This is a genomic window from Luteimonas dalianensis, assembly GCF_049339425.1.
Taxonomy (GTDB): domain Bacteria; phylum Pseudomonadota; class Gammaproteobacteria; order Xanthomonadales; family Xanthomonadaceae; genus Luteimonas; species Luteimonas dalianensis.
Genome location: NZ_JBMPPO010000007.1, coordinates 236,029 through 254,819, shown reverse-complemented (window position 1 = coordinate 254,819; position 18,791 = coordinate 236,029). Strand labels below are relative to the sequence as shown.

Genomic DNA, 18,791 nt, shown 5'->3' with positions numbered 1-18,791 from the left:
GCACCGCTGCCGAACGCCGAAGCCCCGGCATCGATCGCCGTGCTCCCCGCGCCGGTCGCCGTGCTGTAGTCGCCTTCGGCGTAGGCATCCGAACCCGATGCAGTGGCGTCCTCACCCAGCGCATACGCCTCGCCCTCGCCGGTGGCGCGGAAGTACTGGTTGTACGCCGTCGCCTCCTCCAGCTGGCCCAAGTTCACCGCATCCGTCGCCTCGGTGCCGTCTGCCACGTTGGTGATCTGGCGTTCGGAACCCGCCGAGCCCACCGACACGCTGTCGGCACGGTCGGCCACCGAACCCTGGCCCAGTGCCACCGAGTTGTCCGCCGAGGCGGTCGAATCCGCGCCCAGTGCCACCGCGTTCTCGCCGCTGGCCGTCGACCACGACCCCAGCGCCGTGGTGTTGTAGCCCGACGCCCACGCCGCCGCACCCACCGCGGTCGCGTAGTCACCGCTCGCCTCGGTCGGCAGCAGCCCGAAGAAGTCGGCACCGCCGATCGCCACGCTCTTGTAGCCGGTGGCCAGCGAGCCTTCACCGATCGCGATCGCCGACTCGCCGCTGGCCGCAGACGCAAAGCCCAGCGCCACCGTGGCATCGCCCATCGCCTCGGCGCCGTAGCCCAGCGCCGTGGCGCCGAAGCCCTCGGCCGCGCTGAACCCGCCGTACGCCGACGCGGCATCGCCCACCGCCGAACTGCGGTAGCCGCCCGCCGTGGCCTGCGTGCCGTCCGCGATCGACGCCGCACCGGTCGCCGTGCTGAACACACCCAGCGCCTGCGCACCCGCGCCGAACGCCGAAGCGCCCACCTCCGCCGCGGTCGTGGTCTGGTCGAGCAGCACCTCGCCGGTGTTCGGGTCCTCGTAGTACAGCCAGCCGCCAACCGCGGTCGAAGAATCACCATCGGCATACGCGTTGTAGCCGGACGCGGTCGCGTACTGGCCCGACGCCTGCGCACCGCTGCCGAACGCCGAAGCCCCGGCATCGATCGCCGTGCTCCCCGCGCCGGTCGCCGTGCTGTAGTCGCCTTCGGCGTAGGCATCCGAACCCGATGCAGTGGCGTCCTCACCCAGCGCATACGCCTCGCCCTCGCCGGTGGCGCGGAAGTACTGGTTGTACGCCGTCGCCTCCTCCAGCTGGCCCAAGTTCACCGCATCCGTCGCCTCGGTGCCGTCTGCCACGTTGGTGATCTGGCGTTCGGAACCCGCCGAGCCCACCGACACGCTGTCGGCACGGTCGGCCACCGAACCCTGGCCCAGTGCCACCGAGTTGTCCGCCGAGGCGGTCGAATCCGCGCCCAGTGCCGTGCTGTTGGCGCCGACGCTCATCGACCCGTTGCCCACCGCCGTGCTGTTGAAGCCCGGAGCCCACGCCTCACCGCCCACCGCGGTCGAGAAATCCCCGCTCGCCTCCGTACCCAACGTGGTCGCCCCACCAACCGCCACGCTGTTGAAGCCGCTGGCAATGCTGCCAGCACCCACTGCCGTACCTACCTCCCCGCTGGCAGCGGCACCGTAGCCCAGGGCGGTCGCGCCCAACGCCGCTGCATTTGCCTCGCCGCCGATGGCGGTCGTGTAGTCCGCGTTCGTGTACGCGTACTGGCCTACCGCCGTGGCCAAGGCCCCCTGGGCGGTACTGGCATCACCAACCGCCGTAGCACCCTCGCCGGCTGCCGTGGCCCAATAGCCCAACGCCGTCGTTCCAAATCCATCCGCCTGCGACCTGGTGCCCACGGCAACGCTGCCCTGGCCGAGCGCCCCGGCCTCCAGCCCCATGGCAACCGAATAGTCACCAGCCGCATTCGTGCCGGCACCAACCGCAACCGCATCAGCCCCGGTTGCGCTGGCGCTGCCCGCAACCGCGCATTCCTCGGCGATCTCCGAAGCACCGGTATCGATGGTGCAGGGCTGGTTGCCGCCCACTTCCACCGACTGCGCCATGGCCAGCGGTGCAGCCATGCCGAACAGCAGCACGCTCATCGCCACCGCCAGCAGGCGCGGCTGCATCACGCCTGCGCCGCCCTCGCCGCGGGCGCCGGGGCTGTCACTGCTTGCCAGTTCCGAGGCCACGACGAGCTGGCCGAGCGACTTGTTCCAAACCTTCCGGTAGATGCGATTCATGGCAGTGGGTCCCTTTGCGTTCCGTATCCGGGTGAAGAAAAAAACGGGGCCGCCGCACGTGCCCGAGGCAGTGCAGTCCGGCTTCGAATGGGTTCAGGGGGCTTGCAGGAGGCGGGGAGGAAGGAGCGCGCAGCGAGCGGCGCGATCCGTAGCGGCCAGCACATTCAGGCGTGTCACTCAACTCCCCTCGGTGAATCTTCCCTGACCGGAGAATTACGGGAGGTCGCGAGGAACGTCAAGCATTGCCGCAGTGCGTCAAAATTCTACGCGCTGATGTTTCACAGGACGATGAGCGTCACACTTTGCGAAACAACCTGCTTTTCAGCGTCCGCGTGATCCACGACGGATGCGGCCGCCACGAATTTTGAACAATTTGTTCCACGAAAAAGCATGACCGTCACGTGACAGTCGACGTCCGGTTTGCGCGAAACGCAATCCGGCACCGGGATCCGACACCCGGCACAACGGACGCCGGGCACGATCCCAGGCGGCGGTGAACGCATGGCTTTGACGCGGCAGGGCGTGTTGGAACCTGATCCGACACGCCGCCAGCGGGATCACCCCACCCAGCGGCGGGCGTTATGGAAGATCCGCATCCAGGGCGACTGGTCGGGCCAGTCGGCGGGATGCCAGCTGAAGTTGAGCGAGCGCAGGGTGCGCTCGGGGTGCGGCATCAGGATGGTGGCGCGGCCGTCTTCGCTGCACAGGCCGGCGATGGCATCGGTCGAGCCGTTGGGATCGTCCGGATACGACAGCGCCGGGCCGCCATCGCCGGCCACGTAGCGCAGCGCCACGCCGGCCGCGGCGCGGTCGGCTTCCGATGCGAACTCCGCCCGGCCCTCGCCGTGCGAGATCACCACCGGGATCCGCGAGCCGGCCATGCCCTCCAGGAACACCGAAGGCGAACCCACCACCTCCAGCATCGCCAGCCGCGCCTCGAACTGCTCGCTGCGGTTGCGCTGGAAGCTGGGCCAATGCCCCGCACCGGGAATGATGTCGCGCAGCTGCGCCATCATCTGGCAGCCGTTGCACACGCCCAGCGAGAACGTGTCTCCGCGGCGGAAGAACGCTTCAAACGCCGCACGCAGCTCCGCATGCTCCAGGATCGAGGTCGCCCAGCCGCGGCCCGCGCCCAGCACGTCGCCGTAGCTGAAGCCGCCGCAGGCCACCACGCCCTTGAACCCGTCCAGCGCCACCCGGCCGCTGAGCAAATCACTCATGTGCACGTCCACGGCGGCGAAGCCGGCCTGGTCGAACCCGACCGCCATCTCCACCTGCCCGTTCACCCCCTGCTCGCGCAGGATCGCCACCCGCGGCCGCGCCGCGCCGGTGACCGCGGGCGCCTGGCCTTCGGCCGGATCGAACGTCAGCTTCGGCTTCAGCCCCGGCGCATCGAACCGCCCGCGCGCCTGGCGCTCTGCGTCGGCCGATTCCGGGTTGTCACGCAGCCGCTGGATCGCATGGCTCACCGACCACCAGGCGTCGAACAGCTCCTCCCAGCTCCACTCCACCAGCACTTCATCGTCGTCGAGCACGCGGATCGACGAAGCCACCGTCGGCCGCGCGATGCGCTGCGCGCACTCGATCAATCCGTGCCGCGCCAGCAGGTCGGCGAAGTCCACGCGGTGCTCGTCGGCGATCTGCACCACCGCCCCCAGCTCCTCGTTGAACAGGGTGCGGAACACATCCTCGCTGCGATCCTCGCCCCAGCCGTCCAGGTCGATGTCCAGGCCGCGGCGCGAGCAGAACGCCATCTCGCACAGCGCGGCGAAGGCGCCGCCGTCGGAGCGGTCGTGGTAGGCCAGCAGCAGGCCCGCCTCGCGCGCCTCGCAGACCAGTTCGAACAGCGCGCGCAGGCGCTGCGGCTCGTCCAGATCCGGGCAGGCGCCGCCGAACGCGCCGTGGCACTGCGACAGCACCGAGCCGCCCAGGCGCTGGCGCCCGCCGCCCAGGCCGATCAGCCAGATTTCCGAATCCATCCGCTGCGACAGCAGCGGGGTCAGCTGCGCGGTCGCATCGCGCACCGGCGCGAACGCGGTCACCACCGGCGACACCGGCGAGACCGACTTGTGCTGCGCGCCTTCGTGCTGCCACTGCGCCTGCATCGACAGCGAGTCCTTGCCCACCGGGATGCTCAGCTCCAGCTCCGGGCACAGCTCCATGCCCACCGCCTTCACCGCGTCGTACAGGCGCGCGTCCTCGCCCTCGTGGCCCGCCGCCGCCATCCAGTTGGCCGAGAGCTTGATCCGCTCCAGGCGCTCCACCGGCGCGGCCAGCAGGTTGGTGATCGCCTCACCCACCGCCATGCGCGACGCCGCGGCCGCGTCGATCAGCGCCAGCGGCGTGCGCTCGCCCAGCGCCATCGCCTCGCCCGCGGTGCCGTCGAAGCCGGCCATGGTGATCGCGCAGTCGGCCACCGGCAGCTGCCACGGGCCCACCATCTGGTCGCGCGCGGTCAGCCCGCCCACGGTGCGGTCGCCGATGGTGATCAGGAAGCTCTTGGAGGCCACGGTCGGATGCGCCAGCACCCGCAGCCCGGCCTCGTGCAGGTCGATGACCTTGGTATTGAGCGCGCTGAACCGCTCGCGCGCCGGGCGTGCGGTATCGCGGTGCATCTTCGGCGGCTTGCCGAACAGCACATCCATGGGCAGATTTATCGGGTGCTCCGCGTCGGGATCGGCGCCAGGCACGCCGGCCTTCACCCCGTAGCCCACCAGCAGGTGCTCCTCCCGCGTCGCCGTGCCCACCACCGCGAACGGACAGCGCTCGCGTTCGCACAGCGCGGTGAACTCATCCAGCCGCCCGGGCGCGATGCCCAGCACGTAGCGCTCCTGCGACTCGTTGCACCACAGCTGCATCGGCGACAGCGACGGATCATCGCTGGGCACCTTGTCCAGGTCGATCACCCCGCCCACGCCGCAGTCGTGCAGCAGCTCGGGGATCGCGTTGGAAAGCCCGCCCGCGCCCACGTCGTGGATCGACAGGATGGGATTGTCATCGGCCAGTGCCACGCAGCGGTCGATGACCTCCTGGCAGCGCCGCTCCATCTCCGGGTTGTCGCGCTGCACGCTGGCGAAATCCAGCGCCTCGTCGCTGCTGCCGCCGGCCACGGAGCTGGCCGCGCCGCCGCCCAGGCCGATCAGCATCGCCGGCCCGCCCAGCACGATCACCAGGTCGCCCGGCCGCAGCTTCTTCTTTTCCACCTGGCCTCGGTCCACCGCGCCCAGCCCGCCGGCCAGCATGATCGGCTTGTCGTAGGCCCAGGCGAAGCCGTCTTGCACCGGCAGCTCGAAGCTGCGGAAATAGCCGGTGAGGTTCGGCCGGCCGAACTCGTTGTTGAACGCCGCCGCGCCGATCGGCCCGTCCAGCATGATCTCCAGCGCCGGCGCCATGCGCGGGTTCAGCGCGCGCGGCTGCTCCCACGGCTGCTCCAGCCCGGGGATGCGCAGGTGCGAGACCGAGAACCCGGCCAGCCCCGCCTTCGGCCGCCCGCCGCGCCCGGTCGCGCCCTCGTCGCGGATCTCGCCGCCCACGCCGGTGGCCGCGCCCGGATACGGGGAAATCGCGGTCGGATGGTTGTGGGTTTCCACCTTGATGCAGAACGCGGTCTCGGCCACAGGCTCGGCGCGGTACTCGGCCGTGGCCGGATCCGGGCGGAAGCGCCGGCCCTCGAAGCCCGCCACCACCGCCGCGTTGTCGCTGTACGCCGACAGCGTGTGCGCGGGGGTGGCCGCATGGGTGTTGCGGATCATGCCGAACAGCGAGCGCGGCTTGTCCTCGCCGTCCACCGTCCAGCTGGCGTTGAAGATCTTGTGCCGGCAGTGCTCGGAGTTCGCCTGGGCGAACATCATCAGCTCGACGTCGGACGGGTCGCGGCCGAGCGCACCGAAGCGCTCGCGCAGGTAGTCGATCTCGTCCCCGGCCAGGGCCAGGCCCAGGCGCGCGTTGGCTTCGTCCAGCCCGGCCAGCGGCACCCGCTCCAGGGCGCTGCGGCCCGGGGTGCGGAACAGCTCGCCCGCATCCTCGCGCGCCGACAGCAGCGACTGGGTCATCGGATCGTGCAGCAGGCGCCCCAGCGCCGCGGCCTCGGCCGCATCTTCCGGCCAGCCTTCGATATCCAGCCGGGTACCGCGCTCCACCCGCTTCAGCGCCAGGCCGGCACCGCGCAGCAGCTCGCCGGCCTTGCTCGCCCACGGGGAAATGGTGCCCAGCCGCGGTGCCACGTAGCGCGAGGCCGCGCCTTCCGCACGCGGCGCGGCGCCGGTGCCGGCCTGCAGGATCCGCCTCAGCGCATCCGCATCGGGCCGGACGCCCGGCTCGGGCTCGATCCAGTAAACATGCCAGGCCCCGAGCACCCGGGGCGACGAGGAAAACTGCTGCAGGCGGGCCTGGAGGCGCTCAAGCCTGAAAGGCGACAGGGCCGGCTGGCCCTCGAGGACGATCATGTCCGGCAGACACTGTAAAAAAGGGCCCGCAATTGTACCGGAACCCCGCCCCGCGCCGGTTACTGGCCGCCCGCGCCGGCCATCTCGTCCAGCGCCTTGCGCAGCTCGGCGGGCGGGACGTAGCCGGGCATCTGGTTGCCCTGCTCGGTCACGATCAGCGGCGTGCCCTGCAGGCCCACGCGCATGGCCAGCTCGTACTGCTCGGCAATCGGGTTGTCGCAGGTCCTGTCAGGCACCCGCTTGCCGCTCTTGGCATCGGTCATCGCCTGCCGGGGATCCTCCGCGCACCACACCGACACCATCTTGCGGTAGTCCTCGCCCTGCAGCCCCGCCCGCGGGAACGCCAGGTACTGCACCGCGATGCCCAGCCGGTTGTACTCGTCGATTTCCTGGTGCAGGCGCTGGCAGAACGTGCACTCCACGTCGGTGAACACCGCCACCGTATGGCGCGGGTTCTCCGGCGCGAACACGATCCGGTCCTCCACCGGCGCCAGCTTCATCAATTCCCTGCGCACCCCGGCCAGCGCGTCCTGGCTCAGGTCGCGGCGCTGCTCCACGTCGAACAGGCTGCCCTGCAGCAGATAGCGGCCGTCGTTGCTCACGTACACCACCTGGCCCGCCACCACCAACTCCTGGTAGCCGGCGATCGGCGCTGCCTGCACCGCATCCACCTGGATGTTCGGGTTGATCGAATGGATCGCCTCGATCGCGCGCGCCTCCGGGCTGCCCGGCTCGGCCACGATCTCCGGCCGCTCCAGCGCCGACGCCACCGGCACCGCATCCGCCCCCTCCGTCTCCGGATCCGGCGCCTGCGCGCAGGCTGACAGGCTGGAGGCGCCGAGCAGGACAAAAAGAAGGTGCTTCATGCGGTGAAAACCTCGAAGGCGGGCCAATCCATGGATTATCCCACGCCCCGCCCCAACCAAACCCAACCATGCCGCCGCCCCATGCAGGTCGGCCCTACGCCGCCTTGCTCCACGGCCGGATCTGCTCCAGCTCCGCAGCCAGCGCATCCCTGGCCTTCGCCGCGTCGTAATCCAGCTGCAAACCGGTCCAGAAGCCCTCGGACATGCCGAAGAAACGGGACAGGCGCAACCCGGTGTCCACCGTCACCGCCCTCTTCCCCGCCACGATCTCCCCGATCCGCCTTTGCGGCACGCCGATCTCCTTGGCAAGCCGGTACTGGGTAATGCCCATCGGCTCCAGGAACTCGTGCATCAGGATCTCACCCGGATGCGGCCAGGGAATCTTTCGCATGGTGATCTCTCCTCAGTGGTAGTCGACGATCTCGACGTTCGCGGGACCGGCGGATAGCCAGACGAAACACACCCGCCATTGCCGGTTCACCCGGATACTGTGCTGCCCCGCCCGATCACCCTGCAGCGCCTCCAGGCGATTGTTGGGCGGCACCCGCAGGTCGTCGAGGGCGGCTGCGCGATGAAGCATCGCCAATTTCCGCATCGCCACGGTTTCGATGTTCACGAAACGGCGAGTCCGTCGCCCCTCGAACATCGCCTGTGTGTCCTTACACCGGAACGACTGGATGGCCATGGCCAAACACTAACGCGGCACGTTAGTATCGTCAAGCATCCCTATGCAGGAGCGCGCCATGCGCGCTCCTGACGCCAAGCCGGGGTCAGGCGCGGGGGTGGTGGTGGGCGTGGAGCTGCTTGAGTTTCTCGCGGGCGACCAGCGTGTAGATCTGGGTGGTGGAGAGGGAGCTGTGGCCCAGCAGCATCTGCAGCGCGCGCAGGTCGGCGCCGTGGTTGAGCAGGTGGGTGGCGAAGCTGTGGCGCAGGCCGTGCGGGCTCACCCGCGCCGGGTCGATCCCGGCCACCGCCGCGTATCGCTTCACCCAGGCCCAGAACGCCTGCCGGGTCGGCGCCGCCTGGCCGGCGCCGAGGAACAACGGCGCGGCCGTACCCGACAGCGCCGGATCTGCAGCGCGCGTACCACCTGCCCCCCGTCCGCGCTTGCCCCCCCGGCTGCCCCGCCCGGCCGGTTCCCCACCCGCCAGCACCGGACGCGCCTCGTCCAGATACCGCTCCAGCCAGTGCCGGGCCTCCTCGCCCAGCGGCACCAGCCGCTCCTTGCCGCCCTTGCCGGTCACCCGCAGCACGCCCTGGCGCAGGTTCACGCCGTTGGCCGGCAGGTTCACCAGCTCGCTCACGCGCAGGCCGCAGGCGTACATCAGCTCCAGCATCGCCCGGTCGCGCAGGCCTTCGGGCGTGGCGTCGTCCGGGGCCGCCAGCAGCGCTTCCACCTGGCTCTCCGTGAGCGCCTTGGGCAGCAGCCTGCCCAGCCTGGGCGCCTCGATCAGCGCCGTCGGATCGTCCTTGCGCGCCCCGCGCTGCACCAGGTGCGCATAGAACGCCCGCAGCGCCGACAGCAGCCGCGCATTGCTGCGCGCCGAATACCCGCCACGCGTGCGCCAGGCCAGGTAATCATGCAGCCCCTGCCGGTCCGCCCCCGCCAGCCCGCCGCCGCGGCCCTCGCGCCAGCGCGCCAGCATCGACAGGTCACGCCGGTAGCTGTCCAGCGTCTGCCGCGCCAGTCCGCGCTCGGCCCAGATGGCGTCCAGGAAACCGTCGATCGCCCGCGCATCCTCGTCGCGCAGGGGTGGCAATTGCATGGCGGCCTGGCGGCGGTCGGCGGGCGTCGTGCTGGACATGGCGGAAACGATACCCCGCGGCCTATATCCTTGCGCGATGGAATCCGACGCACCCGCCAAGCCCCGCGCCCACCTCGCCTGGCGCTTCCTCTCGATCTTCTACGACATGTGGCCGGTGCTGGCGCTGTGGTTCCTGCTGTCGTTCCTGTTCAACCTGGCCTACACCCTGGCCGGCCACGACGCCCGCGAATACATCCAGCCGTTCACCCTGCTCGGCTGGCTGCTGTGGATCGCCTGCTGGGTGGCAGGCGGGCTGTACATGACCGTCAGCTGGCGGCGCGGCGGGCAGAGCCTGGGCATGCGGCCGTGGCGGCTGCGCCTGGTGAATGCCGAAGACCCCGGCAGCGCGCCCTCCTGGCACTCGGTGTGGATCCGCTACGCAGTGGGCACCGCCTCGCTGCTGCTGGCCGGCCTGGGTTTCTTCTGGGCCTGGCTCGACCGCGACCGCCTCACCTGGCACGACCGCGCCAGCGGCACCCGCCTGGTCCGGGTGCCCAAACGCTGACTTCCCCGTGACGGTTGAGAAGCAGGCGCCAATTGTCTGCAAGCATCGTTTCGGTCTCCACGGTAGTGCCGATCACCTCCTCGCCCTTGCGTACCGGCAAGTGGTCCTCCCGGCCGAAAACATGATCTTGACACCATATGCCTTGCAGAGCATTATCACGGCATGACATGGATCGTCGAATTTGCTGAGGAGTTCGAACCGGAGTTCGATCTACTCCCGGAAGTCGTTCAGGACGAAATCCTGGCGCAGGCACGCGTGATCGAGCGCTTCGGTCCAACTGCCAAGCGCCCGCGCGTGGACACGCTGAAAGGATCGCGACATCACAACATGAAGGAACTGCGCTTCAACGCCGACAACGGCGTCTGGCGTATCGCGTTCGCGTTCGACCCGCTTCGCCGCGGAATTTTGCTCGTTGCGGGCGACAAGTCCGGGGGTAGCGAGAAGCTGTTTTACAGAAAGCTCATCAGCACCGCTGATCAACGATTCGACAACCACCTGGCGCAACTGGCTTCACGTAAAAGGAAATAGCAACCATGGGCACCTCACTCGAGCAGAAAATCGCACGGCTTCCGAAAGAGCGGCGGGCACGTATTGATTCGCGGGCGGAGGAGCTCATTGCTGAAGAGCTTTCCCTGCGGGACCTGCGCAAGGCCATGAACCGCACGCAGGTCCAGGTTGCAAAGATGCTCAAGGTGGGTCAGGACACCGTCTCCCGGTACGAGAGCCGGACCGACATGCTGCTGTCAACGCTGCAGGAATATGTCCGCGCGATGGGCGGCGAGCTTGACCTGGTCGCCCGCTTCCCCAACCGGCAGCCGGTAAAAATCAAGACGCTGCGGGATCTTGCCGATCCCGGTCCATGAAGCCCGAGTACAACTTCCCCAATCAATCACCCATCCCGAACGGCACGTCATCGTGGGCCTGGTTCTGGGAGTCCACCTGCTGCAGGAGGACCTGCTGGACCTCGGGCGTGCTGATCCATTCCACGTAGGCGCCGCGCTGGGCGGCGGACATGTCTTCCAGGGGCATGATCTGCAGGCCACCGTTGCCGTCGGGCACGGTGAAGTCGGCGTCCACGGTGAAGCCCCAGTTGCCCATTTCCGCATACTCGGCCATCAGCCGCTGTTCGTAGGCCTGGATCGTGGCCGCCGGGCTGATGTCCACCGTCACCGGCGGGTTCTGGCCCAGGGTGTAGGCCTCCAGGTTGGAGGGGTTCACCAGCAGGTAGTTGGCCGCATCGCGGAAGGCGTCGCGGCGGTGGGCCACCACCTCGTCCACGTAGTCCGCCCGCGCCTGCGCCTGCTCGTCGGACTTGGGAATCAGCGCATCGGTGATCAGCTCCTTCACCGCGCTCTTGGCCGCCCCCGTCAGCGAGGAGCCCTTGGTCTCGATGGCGTTGAGCAGGATGCCCAGGCCCTCGCGCGCCGCCGCGTTGTCCGCGTCGGCCGCCTTGCCGTCATCGATCAGCCGGCTGGCGATGGACCCGCTCAGCATCGCCTCCATCGCGCCCAGCTCACGCCCGTACGCCGACGACAGGTTGGGATCGCCGCCATATTCAGCCAGCAGCCCGTCCTGCCACTCGCCCATCGCCACCATCAGTTCGCCCAGCGCATCCGGGCTGGCGCCGCCGGCCGCATACAGCAGGTGGTGGGCGGCCGAGAACGGCATCTCGATGCCGTCGCGCACGGTATCCTGCTGGTCCAGCGGGATATCCACCGGGCTGTTGGCCGCGTAGGCGATATCGTCGAAATATTCGGTGGCGATCGCCGCCATGGCGTCGTCGTAGCCGGGCGGCAGCTTGCCCTCGCGCGCATCCACCTCCCCGATCACCTGGCGGGCCGCGTACTCGGCCATGCCCGGGTCGGTGGTGCGATAGTCCACCGTCCCCACCTCGAACACCCGCGCCACATCCGCGTCGCTGACGTTGGGGTTGTCCATCAGCTCGCCGGCAAAGGCTGCCGTGGTCAGCGCCGCGGCCTCCGGATTGCGCGCCACCGCGTCCATGATCCAGCCCAGCCCGTTGTCTGCGTAGGACGAACCGCCCAGCGACCAGGTCACCGGCCCGTACGCATCGCCGTTGACCACCACCTCGCGCATCGCCTGGGTGAGGAACCCGGTGGAGAAATCGCCGCTGCGCATCAGCTGGCCCACCGCCCAGCGCGTTTGCGTGTGCTCCGCGGCGCCGCTGAACAGGCCGTCCACCCACTCGGCGGAAAGCTGGTCGCTGTGGGAAGCCGCGCCCAGCGCGTCCGACAGGTGCTCGACAAAGGCCACCTGCTGCTCCGCGCTGGCATGCGGGAACTGGCCGACGATCGTCTGCAGCCAGTCGGGCTCGAATGACTGGATGAAACCGGCCGCCACATCCGGATCCTGCAGCTGCTCCGCGTTCTCCTCGAAAAACGCCTCCACCGCCGCCGGATCGTTGATGACCTCGGGATCCTGCAGCTGCTCCGCCAGCGCCTGGCCCTCTTCGAGCTTCGTCTGCGGGGCAGCCTCCACCGGCGACCCGCCGGCCTCCATGGGCGCCCTGAACTCCATGGGCAGGACGGAAGGGTTCAGAACGTCGATTCCGGTCATGGCGTGGCGCCTCGCGTGGGGGTACGGGCACCGTACCCGCGTGGGCAGGCCGCCGGTAACTGGGGTCTTCCCTACCTGCGCGTTCAAACGGCGGGACGGCTGGCTGGACAGCCCTACGGACCAACGTCACACTCCGGCCGACCTCGGGTAAACCCCAGATCCAAAACTTGTCACTTTTGGCAATGAAGTGACACTTCGCGTCAGTCCGCAACCCTTTCATGGCGACTTATCTGTGACCCGCCCCAAGGGCCCCGCATGACGCACCCCACAATGCCCGCTTTGGCACGCCTCCTGCGTATATGATCCTGCACGTGCAACGTCGCACGGCTGCCCAGGGACCCGGCACCAGCCGGCCTCGCGGCACGTGATGTTCCAATCACTCCTAGGGGATACACCATGAAGAAGATGCAACAGGGCTTTACCCTGATCGAGCTGATGATCGTTGTGGCGATCATTGCCATTCTGGCGGCGATTGCGCTGCCGGCGTATCAGGATTACACCACCCGTGCACGGGTTTCCGAAGTGATTCTGGCGGCATCGCAATGCCGCACAGCCGTCACTGAAACGGCTCAGTCGGCCGCTAGCCTTCCGGGTGCTAACGGTTACGGCTGTGAAGTCACCACTGGCAATGCTTCGCAGTATGTCGGCACCGTCCAGACGAGCGCCACCGGGGTAATCTCGGTCCAGTCAACTGTTCCGAATGCTACTGGCGAGGTCACTCTGACTCCGTATGCAGGCGCGACCGGAACCACTGCTATCAGCGCGGGTAGTGGCGTAGGCCGCTGGGTTTGCGACAGCGCAAACATCGACGACAAGTTCCTTCCGAGCACTTGTCGTGGCTGATTGCTGTCAACAACAGTAGCTAATCATCCGCCGGGGGCTTCTTTGGAAGCCCCCGGCACGCTTTCGAAGGCGATGAATTCATGAAGGGGTCGCGTGGATTTACGTTAATCGAACTGATGCTCGTAGTCGCAATCATTGCCTTACTTGCAACGGTCGCCCTCCCAGCTTATCGGGACTATGCGATCAGGGCACGAATCTCCGAAGTAATTCTCGCGGGCTCCGTATGCAGAGACCGGGTCAGCGAAGTAGCGCAGAGCGAGGCAACTCTCCCGTCTTCCAACGCGTGGGGCTGCGAAGTCACGTCCGGCCAAGTGTCGAACTATGTGGGAACCATTACGACCAACGATAGCGGTGTAATTGCAATTCAGTCGCTGGTGCCTGGCGCAACCGGAATCGTCCGGCTATCGCCTTATGCAGACACCCATCAGACTACGTCCTTGAGCGTCTTGTCCAACGTGCGCAGCTGGTCGTGCGACAGCCCAGACATCCGCGGCAAACATCTACCAGCCACGTGCCGCAATTAAAGACTATGCTGAGGCCAATGGAGCCGCTGGGAAACTATGACCACCGCATGGTCACGGAGAGTAAGGATGCCTGCGGGGCAACTGGACAAAACACCGTATCGATCACAGGCGAAGCTGCGCCGCTACCGTCCATGGGCTTGGCTCACTCTTCTGGTGCTGACTATTATTTGGACCTGGATTGCAGGGAAAGAGTTGTCATGGGATGTCCTCAACCACCATCTCTATATCCCGCACGCATGGCTTAATAACCGTATATCAGCAGACCTGTTCGGTGCGGGCCCCCAAATTTATCAAAACCCGCTCGGCTATATTCCATTCTACACCATGGTTTCAGCTGATTGGCCCTCATGGTCAATCGGCCTCACTTTCGCGCTTCTTCATGCCATTAACGGAATCTTCATCTGGCTAATTTGCGAACGCGTCTGGGTAGCTGCTGGTAATGCCTCGCTCAAATGGATTGCACTTGCCACAATGCTGGCATTGACTGCGCCTCCCTTCCTTCAAGCGGTAGGCACCTCGTCAATTGATCCAACGGCGTCCTCCTTCGTGGTAGCCGGCCTCTGGATGGCACTGGAAGCTCCACATCGCACACGCGCGCACCTTTGGTGCATCTCGTCCGCCGCAGCTATCGGCGTTGCCTTTTCAATTAAACAGAACAATGCGGTATTCGTTATCGCGCTCGCCTGCATGGCTATATGGCAATGTGCAAGTGGGCAGCTACGCTGGCTCTCTATATTTTCCTATGCCGCGGGCGGCCTAGCAGCAATTGTTGTCGGCATGGGCTGGTACAGCCTCATACTATGGAATGAGTTTGGAAGTCCACTGTTTCCACTCTTCAACCACATATTTCATTCGCCTTATGCACCATATGAGCCCTTAGCAGCTACGCGATTTATTCCAGAAAATCTAAGCGAGTGGCTGTCGCGACCATACGACATGGCCTGGCCTCGCGCATATATTTATACGGAACTGTTCTCTCCTGACATCAGAGTGTTGTTTATAGCCACACTCGGACTCGGCGCAGCCGCAGCCTACGGTATTCGCAATATACGACGAAATAAACCCCGACCTTGGGGCGAAGCCGACTTTACCCCAATAGACGCAAATCTATTGGTTTTTTGCACGGCCAGCTATTTCCTATGGCTGGCAACCAGCGGCAACGGTCGCTACGCGATCCCGCTCCTGCTGGTCTTCGGCATCCTAGCTGCTCGCTGGGCTCACCTAGTCTTGGGTGCGTCGGCCGGGCGGATTGCCGTGCTGTGCGCCCTCATCGTGCAGAGCACTATCTTCATCATCTCTGCTGATTGGCACTCTAATTCGGAGCGCTGGGACTCACAACCTTACTATCCAGTTAAGATCGCCCCGGAGCTTCAGCAACAGCCCTATATGCACATCACAATCGGCGCCCAAACGATGGCGTCGCTTCTGACCACCTTGGATAACAGGGGAGTGCTATCCAATCCTGTTGGCCAAATGTCGATTCCCAAAAGCGGACCATTGGGCGCCCGGTTCCAGTCCTTAAGAAGCAGATGGACAGGCCGCACCAGAGTTATCATTCGCGACCTTCCAACTGGCTCGTCGAAGGACGAGATCAATGCCCATCAGGGCTTTGTCGACATCCGGCTCTACAGGCTGGGATGGAAGGTCAACTGGAGTGATTGCCAGCCTATCAGCCTGTTTTTAGAAAAGGGCTATATTGCACTGTCCAGCTGCGCGGTTCTCGATAGCGAGCGAAGCAACTCTGAATGGGATCGAGAGAAGCTACTAGCCGACAAAGTATTCAAAATACTAGAAGATCAATGCCCCCTACGTTACAGCCCACGAGGGCTTCCTACCGACCGACTGGGAGACTCCTGGCATAAGCATTACCCCAATTCGGATATGAACGTCCTTGTTTCCTCAGTCGACGGCGTCATCGCAATGCATGCACGAAATTCAGGGGCGTGGTTATTAGGAAGCGTGGAAAGCATTCTTGATGGAGAAGAAGTCACATGCGAGCGATTTCGCCTGCAGTCCCCCCCGTAAGGGACATGGAGCTTACCATCCTGATGCCTTGCCTCAACGAGGCAGAGACCATTTCAACGTGTGTTTCGAAGGCAAGGGAGTTTCTTAGCCGCGCCTCGGTACGAGGTGAAGTACTAATCGCTGATAACGGAAGCACCGATGGCTCGCAAGCCCTCGCTCAAGCAGCGGGAGCTAGAGTTGTGTCTGTCCCCACACGCGGCTACGGAGCCGCTTTGACTGCGGGCATCAAAGCCGCACATGGCAAGTACGTCATCATGGGCGATGCTGATGACAGCTACGATTTTTCTTCCCTTGATCAAATGCTAGAAAAGCTAAGGGGAGGGCATGAACTAGTAATGGGAAATCGCTTCCGCGGAAGCATTTCCCCGGGAGCAATGCCACCTCTGCATCGTTACCTTGGAAACCCTGTTCTCAGCTTTCTTGGCCGACTATTTTATCGAGTGCCAATTGGAGACTTTCATTGCGGCCTTAGAGGTTTTTCTGTCCAAGCGATAACGCACCTTGACTTGTCGACACCCGGCATGGAGTTTGCCAGCGAGATGGTGGTCAAGAGCGCCCTGCACAAGCTTAAAATTGCAGAGGTGCCGGTCACTCTATCCCCAGACGGGCGTTCGCGCCCTCCGCACCTGCGCACGTGGCGCGACGGCTGGAGACACCTGCGGTTCTTGTTGCTCTACAGCCCACGCTGGCTCTTTCTTCTTCCAGGGCTGAGCTTGCTTGTCCTCGGAGTGGTCACGATGGCCGCAATTGCGTCTAGACCCATCATCCTGGGGAGCTTTGGTCTAGATATCCATACCATGGCATACGCAGGAGCCGCCATAATTCTCGGGTCTCAAATGACCCTTTTTGCAATCTTTACCAAACTTGTTGGAATGCAGAACGGGTGGCTGCCTGAACATAGTCTGCATCAGAAATGGATTTCTCGACTGAACCTTGAAACATGCTTGGTTGCCGCCGTCACGACCTTCACCATTGGCCTGTTGATGACGCTGCAGGCGCTAGCCCTATGGTCCGAGGCGAACTTTGGCGCGCTCGATTCGCGAGTTACTATGCGTTGGGTTGTTCCCGGCGTCACAGCACTGGCGTTGGGTGGTGAGCTTTTTCTCGCAGGCTTTTTCATCGAAGCCCTGCGGATTGCGCGACGCCCCCCTTTAGAAAAGTAGAACTGATGAACAAACCTATTCGCATCGGCATCGTCGGACTCGGGTGGGTGTCGACTCACAGGCACATTCCCGCCATTCGGAAGAACCCCAGTTTGAAATTGGTTGGGATCGCCGACAGAAACGCAGAGCTCGCTGCACAATGGGCGAAGAAGCTCGGGGTTTCCGGTTCTGCGGCTGACGACATCGAAGAAATCAGCTGGATCTCTGACGTTGACGCAGTCACCGTCGCCACCGCTCCCATGTCACACTACAAATTGATCTCCGGCGCCATTCGACGCGGCAAGCACGTCATCACCGAAAAGCCATTCGCAATGAGCGTGGCAGAAGGCGAGGAACTAGTTGAGCTGGCACGTTTATACGGAACGAGACTGAGCGTTGTACATAACTTCCAGTTCGCCTCGGCGGTCCGGCGGTTTGAAGCCGATCTAAACTCAGGAAGAATCGGCCGCATCCGAGCCATCCTTGCTCACCAACTGGGCAATCCGGCTCGCAGACTGCCAACGTGGCACGATCAACTCCCCGGGGGGCTTTTTTATGATGAGAGCCCGCACCTACTCTATCTAACACGAAAACTTTCACCAGGTCAATTACGCCTTTTGTTCGTCGATCATTGCAGCAGCACACTAGGGAAAACCACGCCCGCCAGCATCGATGCCTCATATCGATCAGCGACGCCCTATGGCGAAATTCCTGTCACGATCAGCTGTAGGTTTGAGTCACCCCTGAGTGAATGGCATATAGTGGTCTTGGGAGATAACGCGGCCGGCATTATCGACATTTTCAGAAATATCTATATACGCCTCCCAAATGACGGCTCCCACCGCTCCACACAGGTTCTCAAAACCTCACTCTTGGCGACGCTTTCCCACTGGGGACAGCATTTTACGAATGGCCCCCTACACCTGTCAGGCAAACTTCTCTATGGAAACGACGTAGTCTATTCGCAGTTCAGTCAAGCCATTCATGAGCAACGAGAGCCTTCCGGCATATCCAGAAACGATGCTCTTGATGTGTTGAGGATGCAGTGGGAGATATTAGATCACTCGACCACTTCCCTTTTGCTCTCGGAGACCGCTTTATGAGCGCGAGTCGCCACATCTTTTCGCGTCTATCACGGTCTGCACCATACCAACCTGCCACCAACTATTGGCGTGCGATAGAGCTGGATGCCGTAAGGCTTCATGGTTTGGACGGAAGTCGAATTCTCGATCTGGGTTGCGGGGATGGGAAATTAACCAGCATCCTGCTAGATATTCTAGACACGGCGGGAGAAGGCACATGGATCGGCGTAGACCCTGACCCCAACGAGACCGCCTTGGCAGATCAATCCGGAGTGTACGAACGCGTCCACACTTGCTCAGGCGATTGCGTACCCGAAGCCGATGGCTCTTTCGATTTGGTGTTCTCAAACTCGGTATTGGAGCACATTGAGTTAATTGACCCGGTAATTGAAGAGGTCTCAAGGCTTCTTAGAAAAAACGGGAGGTTTTTGTTCACAGTTCCATCCTCGGACTTTCACTCCTGTCTGGCCGGACCGTTATTTGGCAAAGCAGACGAGGCCTACCGCTTGGAGATCGACAGGCGCTGTGCGCATGTTCGTTATTGGTCTGCGGAGCAGTGGAAGACTGAACTTTCTCGCTTCGGTCTATCATTGTCCTCACATATGTCTTATCTAACTGCAAAGCAGCTCGCACGGTGGGAGCTAACGTCCAACTTAACTGGGGGCTTGTTGTATCGCCTACATGGGCGGAGCCTGCAGCCAATTGATATCCAGCGAAAAATGAACATGAGAAGTCAAAGCAACGGCATTCTTGGCGGACTTGTTCACCACGCCTCATCGCTGGTTCTGCCCGGACGGACGGCAGATGCTGACGCAAAGAGTGATCTGTACGCGTGCTTGCTGGTGGATGCAATAAAGATCTGA

16 protein-coding genes are annotated in these 18,791 nt (G+C 64.3%); 9 read left to right on the top strand and 7 right to left on the bottom strand.

All coding sequences use genetic code 11. The features are described 5' to 3' along the window. The 6 genes from ACOZ90_RS12095 to ACOZ90_RS12070 form a co-directional block, all read right to left on the bottom strand. Positions 1 to 2,114: ESPR-type extended signal peptide-containing protein (locus ACOZ90_RS12095; protein ID WP_422893892.1), on the bottom strand; the 2,114-nt coding region annotated here is incomplete at its 3' end. A gap of 557 nt (positions 2,115 to 2,671) precedes the next feature. Then, positions 2,672 to 6,559 carry a phosphoribosylformylglycinamidine synthase gene (gene purL / locus ACOZ90_RS12090; RefSeq protein WP_422893455.1) on the bottom strand — a complete coding sequence of 1,296 codons (3,888 nt, stop codon included), beginning with the start codon at positions 6,557 to 6,559 and terminating at the stop codon, positions 2,672 to 2,674. A 59-nt stretch (positions 6,560 to 6,618) separates the two neighbouring features. Next, positions 6,619 to 7,425, bottom strand: coding sequence for a DsbC family protein (locus tag ACOZ90_RS12085; RefSeq protein ID WP_422893454.1), 807 nt, complete (start codon positions 7,423 to 7,425; stop codon positions 6,619 to 6,621). A 94-nt stretch (positions 7,426 to 7,519) separates the two neighbouring features. Further along, the gene (locus tag ACOZ90_RS12080) at positions 7,520 to 7,816 is read right to left on the bottom strand and encodes a HigA family addiction module antitoxin (protein WP_422893453.1); all 297 of its coding nucleotides are present in this window, start codon (positions 7,814 to 7,816) and stop codon (positions 7,520 to 7,522) included. Between the two features lie 12 nt (positions 7,817 to 7,828). Beyond that, a complete protein-coding gene (locus tag ACOZ90_RS12075; protein WP_422893452.1) occupies positions 7,829 to 8,110 on the bottom strand; it encodes a type II toxin-antitoxin system RelE/ParE family toxin in 282 nt (93 codons plus the stop codon). An 85-nt stretch (positions 8,111 to 8,195) separates the two neighbouring features. Continuing rightward, a complete protein-coding gene (locus tag ACOZ90_RS12070) occupies positions 8,196 to 9,230 on the bottom strand; it encodes a site-specific tyrosine recombinase XerD (RefSeq protein WP_422893451.1) in 1,035 nt (344 codons plus the stop codon). 37 nt (positions 9,231 to 9,267) lie between these two features. Between ACOZ90_RS12070 and ACOZ90_RS12065 the strand changes: the two genes are divergently transcribed. The 3 genes from ACOZ90_RS12065 to ACOZ90_RS12055 all read left to right on the top strand — a co-directional run bounded on the left by ACOZ90_RS12065 (position 9,268) and on the right by ACOZ90_RS12055 (position 10,598). Next, a complete protein-coding gene (locus ACOZ90_RS12065) occupies positions 9,268 to 9,735 on the top strand; it encodes an RDD family protein (protein ID WP_422893450.1) in 468 nt (155 codons plus the stop codon). Positions 9,736 to 9,897: 162 nt separating this feature from the next. Beyond that, positions 9,898 to 10,263 carry a type II toxin-antitoxin system RelE/ParE family toxin gene (locus ACOZ90_RS12060; RefSeq protein WP_422893449.1) on the top strand — a complete coding sequence of 122 codons (366 nt, stop codon included), beginning with the start codon at positions 9,898 to 9,900 and terminating at the stop codon, positions 10,261 to 10,263. Positions 10,264 to 10,268: 5 nt separating this feature from the next. Beyond that, complete coding sequence (locus ACOZ90_RS12055; protein WP_422893448.1) at positions 10,269 to 10,598, top strand: helix-turn-helix domain-containing protein; 330 nt, start codon at positions 10,269 to 10,271, stop codon at positions 10,596 to 10,598. Between the two features lie 22 nt (positions 10,599 to 10,620). Here the strand turns inward: ACOZ90_RS12055 and ACOZ90_RS12050 are convergent, their stop codons facing one another. Continuing rightward, positions 10,621 to 12,312 (bottom strand): hypothetical protein, encoded by a 1,692-nt coding sequence (locus tag ACOZ90_RS12050; RefSeq protein WP_422893447.1) that lies wholly within the window; start codon positions 12,310 to 12,312, stop codon positions 10,621 to 10,623. A gap of 396 nt (positions 12,313 to 12,708) precedes the next feature. Between ACOZ90_RS12050 and ACOZ90_RS12045 the strand changes: the two genes are divergently transcribed. The 6 genes from ACOZ90_RS12045 to ACOZ90_RS12020 all read left to right on the top strand — a co-directional run bounded on the left by ACOZ90_RS12045 (position 12,709) and on the right by ACOZ90_RS12020 (position 18,791). Continuing rightward, complete coding sequence (locus ACOZ90_RS12045) at positions 12,709 to 13,155, top strand: pilin (protein ID WP_422893446.1); 447 nt, start codon at positions 12,709 to 12,711, stop codon at positions 13,153 to 13,155. An 80-nt stretch (positions 13,156 to 13,235) separates the two neighbouring features. Beyond that, on the top strand, positions 13,236 to 13,679 hold the full coding sequence (locus tag ACOZ90_RS12040) for a pilin (protein WP_422893445.1): 444 nt from the start codon (positions 13,236 to 13,238) through the stop codon (positions 13,677 to 13,679). 66 nt (positions 13,680 to 13,745) lie between these two features. Next, positions 13,746 to 15,704 (top strand): ArnT family glycosyltransferase, encoded by a 1,959-nt coding sequence (locus tag ACOZ90_RS12035; RefSeq protein ID WP_422893891.1) that lies wholly within the window; start codon positions 13,746 to 13,748, stop codon positions 15,702 to 15,704. Then, complete coding sequence (locus ACOZ90_RS12030; RefSeq protein ID WP_422893890.1) at positions 15,671 to 16,867, top strand: glycosyltransferase family 2 protein; 1,197 nt, start codon at positions 15,671 to 15,673, stop codon at positions 16,865 to 16,867. The genes ACOZ90_RS12035 and ACOZ90_RS12030 overlap by 34 nt, the downstream gene beginning before the upstream one ends. A gap of 5 nt (positions 16,868 to 16,872) precedes the next feature. Beyond that, complete coding sequence (locus ACOZ90_RS12025; RefSeq protein WP_422893889.1) at positions 16,873 to 17,949, top strand: Gfo/Idh/MocA family protein; 1,077 nt, start codon at positions 16,873 to 16,875, stop codon at positions 17,947 to 17,949. After that, a complete protein-coding gene (locus ACOZ90_RS12020; RefSeq protein ID WP_422893888.1) occupies positions 17,946 to 18,791 on the top strand; it encodes a class I SAM-dependent methyltransferase in 846 nt (281 codons plus the stop codon). The genes ACOZ90_RS12025 and ACOZ90_RS12020 overlap by 4 nt, the downstream gene beginning before the upstream one ends.

Excerpts from the sequence above, each read along its gene's own strand:
- ACOZ90_RS12020 (WP_422893888.1), top strand. The coding sequence starts at position 17,946 with ATGAGCGCGAGTCGCCACATCTTTTCGCGTCTATCACGGTCTGCACCA.
- ACOZ90_RS12030 (WP_422893890.1), top strand. The coding sequence starts at position 15,671 with ATGCGAGCGATTTCGCCTGCAGTCCCCCCCGTAAGGGACATGGAGCTT.
- ACOZ90_RS12080 (WP_422893453.1), bottom strand. The coding sequence starts at position 7,816 with ATGCGAAAGATTCCCTGGCCGCATCCGGGTGAGATCCTGATGCACGAG.
- ACOZ90_RS12065 (WP_422893450.1), top strand. The coding sequence starts at position 9,268 with ATGGAATCCGACGCACCCGCCAAGCCCCGCGCCCACCTCGCCTGGCGC.
- ACOZ90_RS12070 (WP_422893451.1), bottom strand. The coding sequence starts at position 9,230 with ATGTCCAGCACGACGCCCGCCGACCGCCGCCAGGCCGCCATGCAATTG.
- ACOZ90_RS12075 (WP_422893452.1), bottom strand. The coding sequence starts at position 8,110 with ATGGCCATCCAGTCGTTCCGGTGTAAGGACACACAGGCGATGTTCGAG.
- ACOZ90_RS12060 (WP_422893449.1), top strand. The coding sequence starts at position 9,898 with ATGACATGGATCGTCGAATTTGCTGAGGAGTTCGAACCGGAGTTCGAT.
- ACOZ90_RS12025 (WP_422893889.1), top strand. The coding sequence starts at position 16,873 with ATGAACAAACCTATTCGCATCGGCATCGTCGGACTCGGGTGGGTGTCG.
- ACOZ90_RS12055 (WP_422893448.1), top strand. The coding sequence starts at position 10,269 with ATGGGCACCTCACTCGAGCAGAAAATCGCACGGCTTCCGAAAGAGCGG.
- ACOZ90_RS12085 (WP_422893454.1), bottom strand. The coding sequence starts at position 7,425 with ATGAAGCACCTTCTTTTTGTCCTGCTCGGCGCCTCCAGCCTGTCAGCC.
- purL (WP_422893455.1), bottom strand. The coding sequence starts at position 6,559 with ATGATCGTCCTCGAGGGCCAGCCGGCCCTGTCGCCTTTCAGGCTTGAG.
- ACOZ90_RS12035 (WP_422893891.1), top strand. The coding sequence starts at position 13,746 with ATGCCTGCGGGGCAACTGGACAAAACACCGTATCGATCACAGGCGAAG.
- ACOZ90_RS12045 (WP_422893446.1), top strand. The coding sequence starts at position 12,709 with ATGAAGAAGATGCAACAGGGCTTTACCCTGATCGAGCTGATGATCGTT.
- ACOZ90_RS12040 (WP_422893445.1), top strand. The coding sequence starts at position 13,236 with ATGAAGGGGTCGCGTGGATTTACGTTAATCGAACTGATGCTCGTAGTC.
- ACOZ90_RS12050 (WP_422893447.1), bottom strand. The coding sequence starts at position 12,312 with ATGACCGGAATCGACGTTCTGAACCCTTCCGTCCTGCCCATGGAGTTC.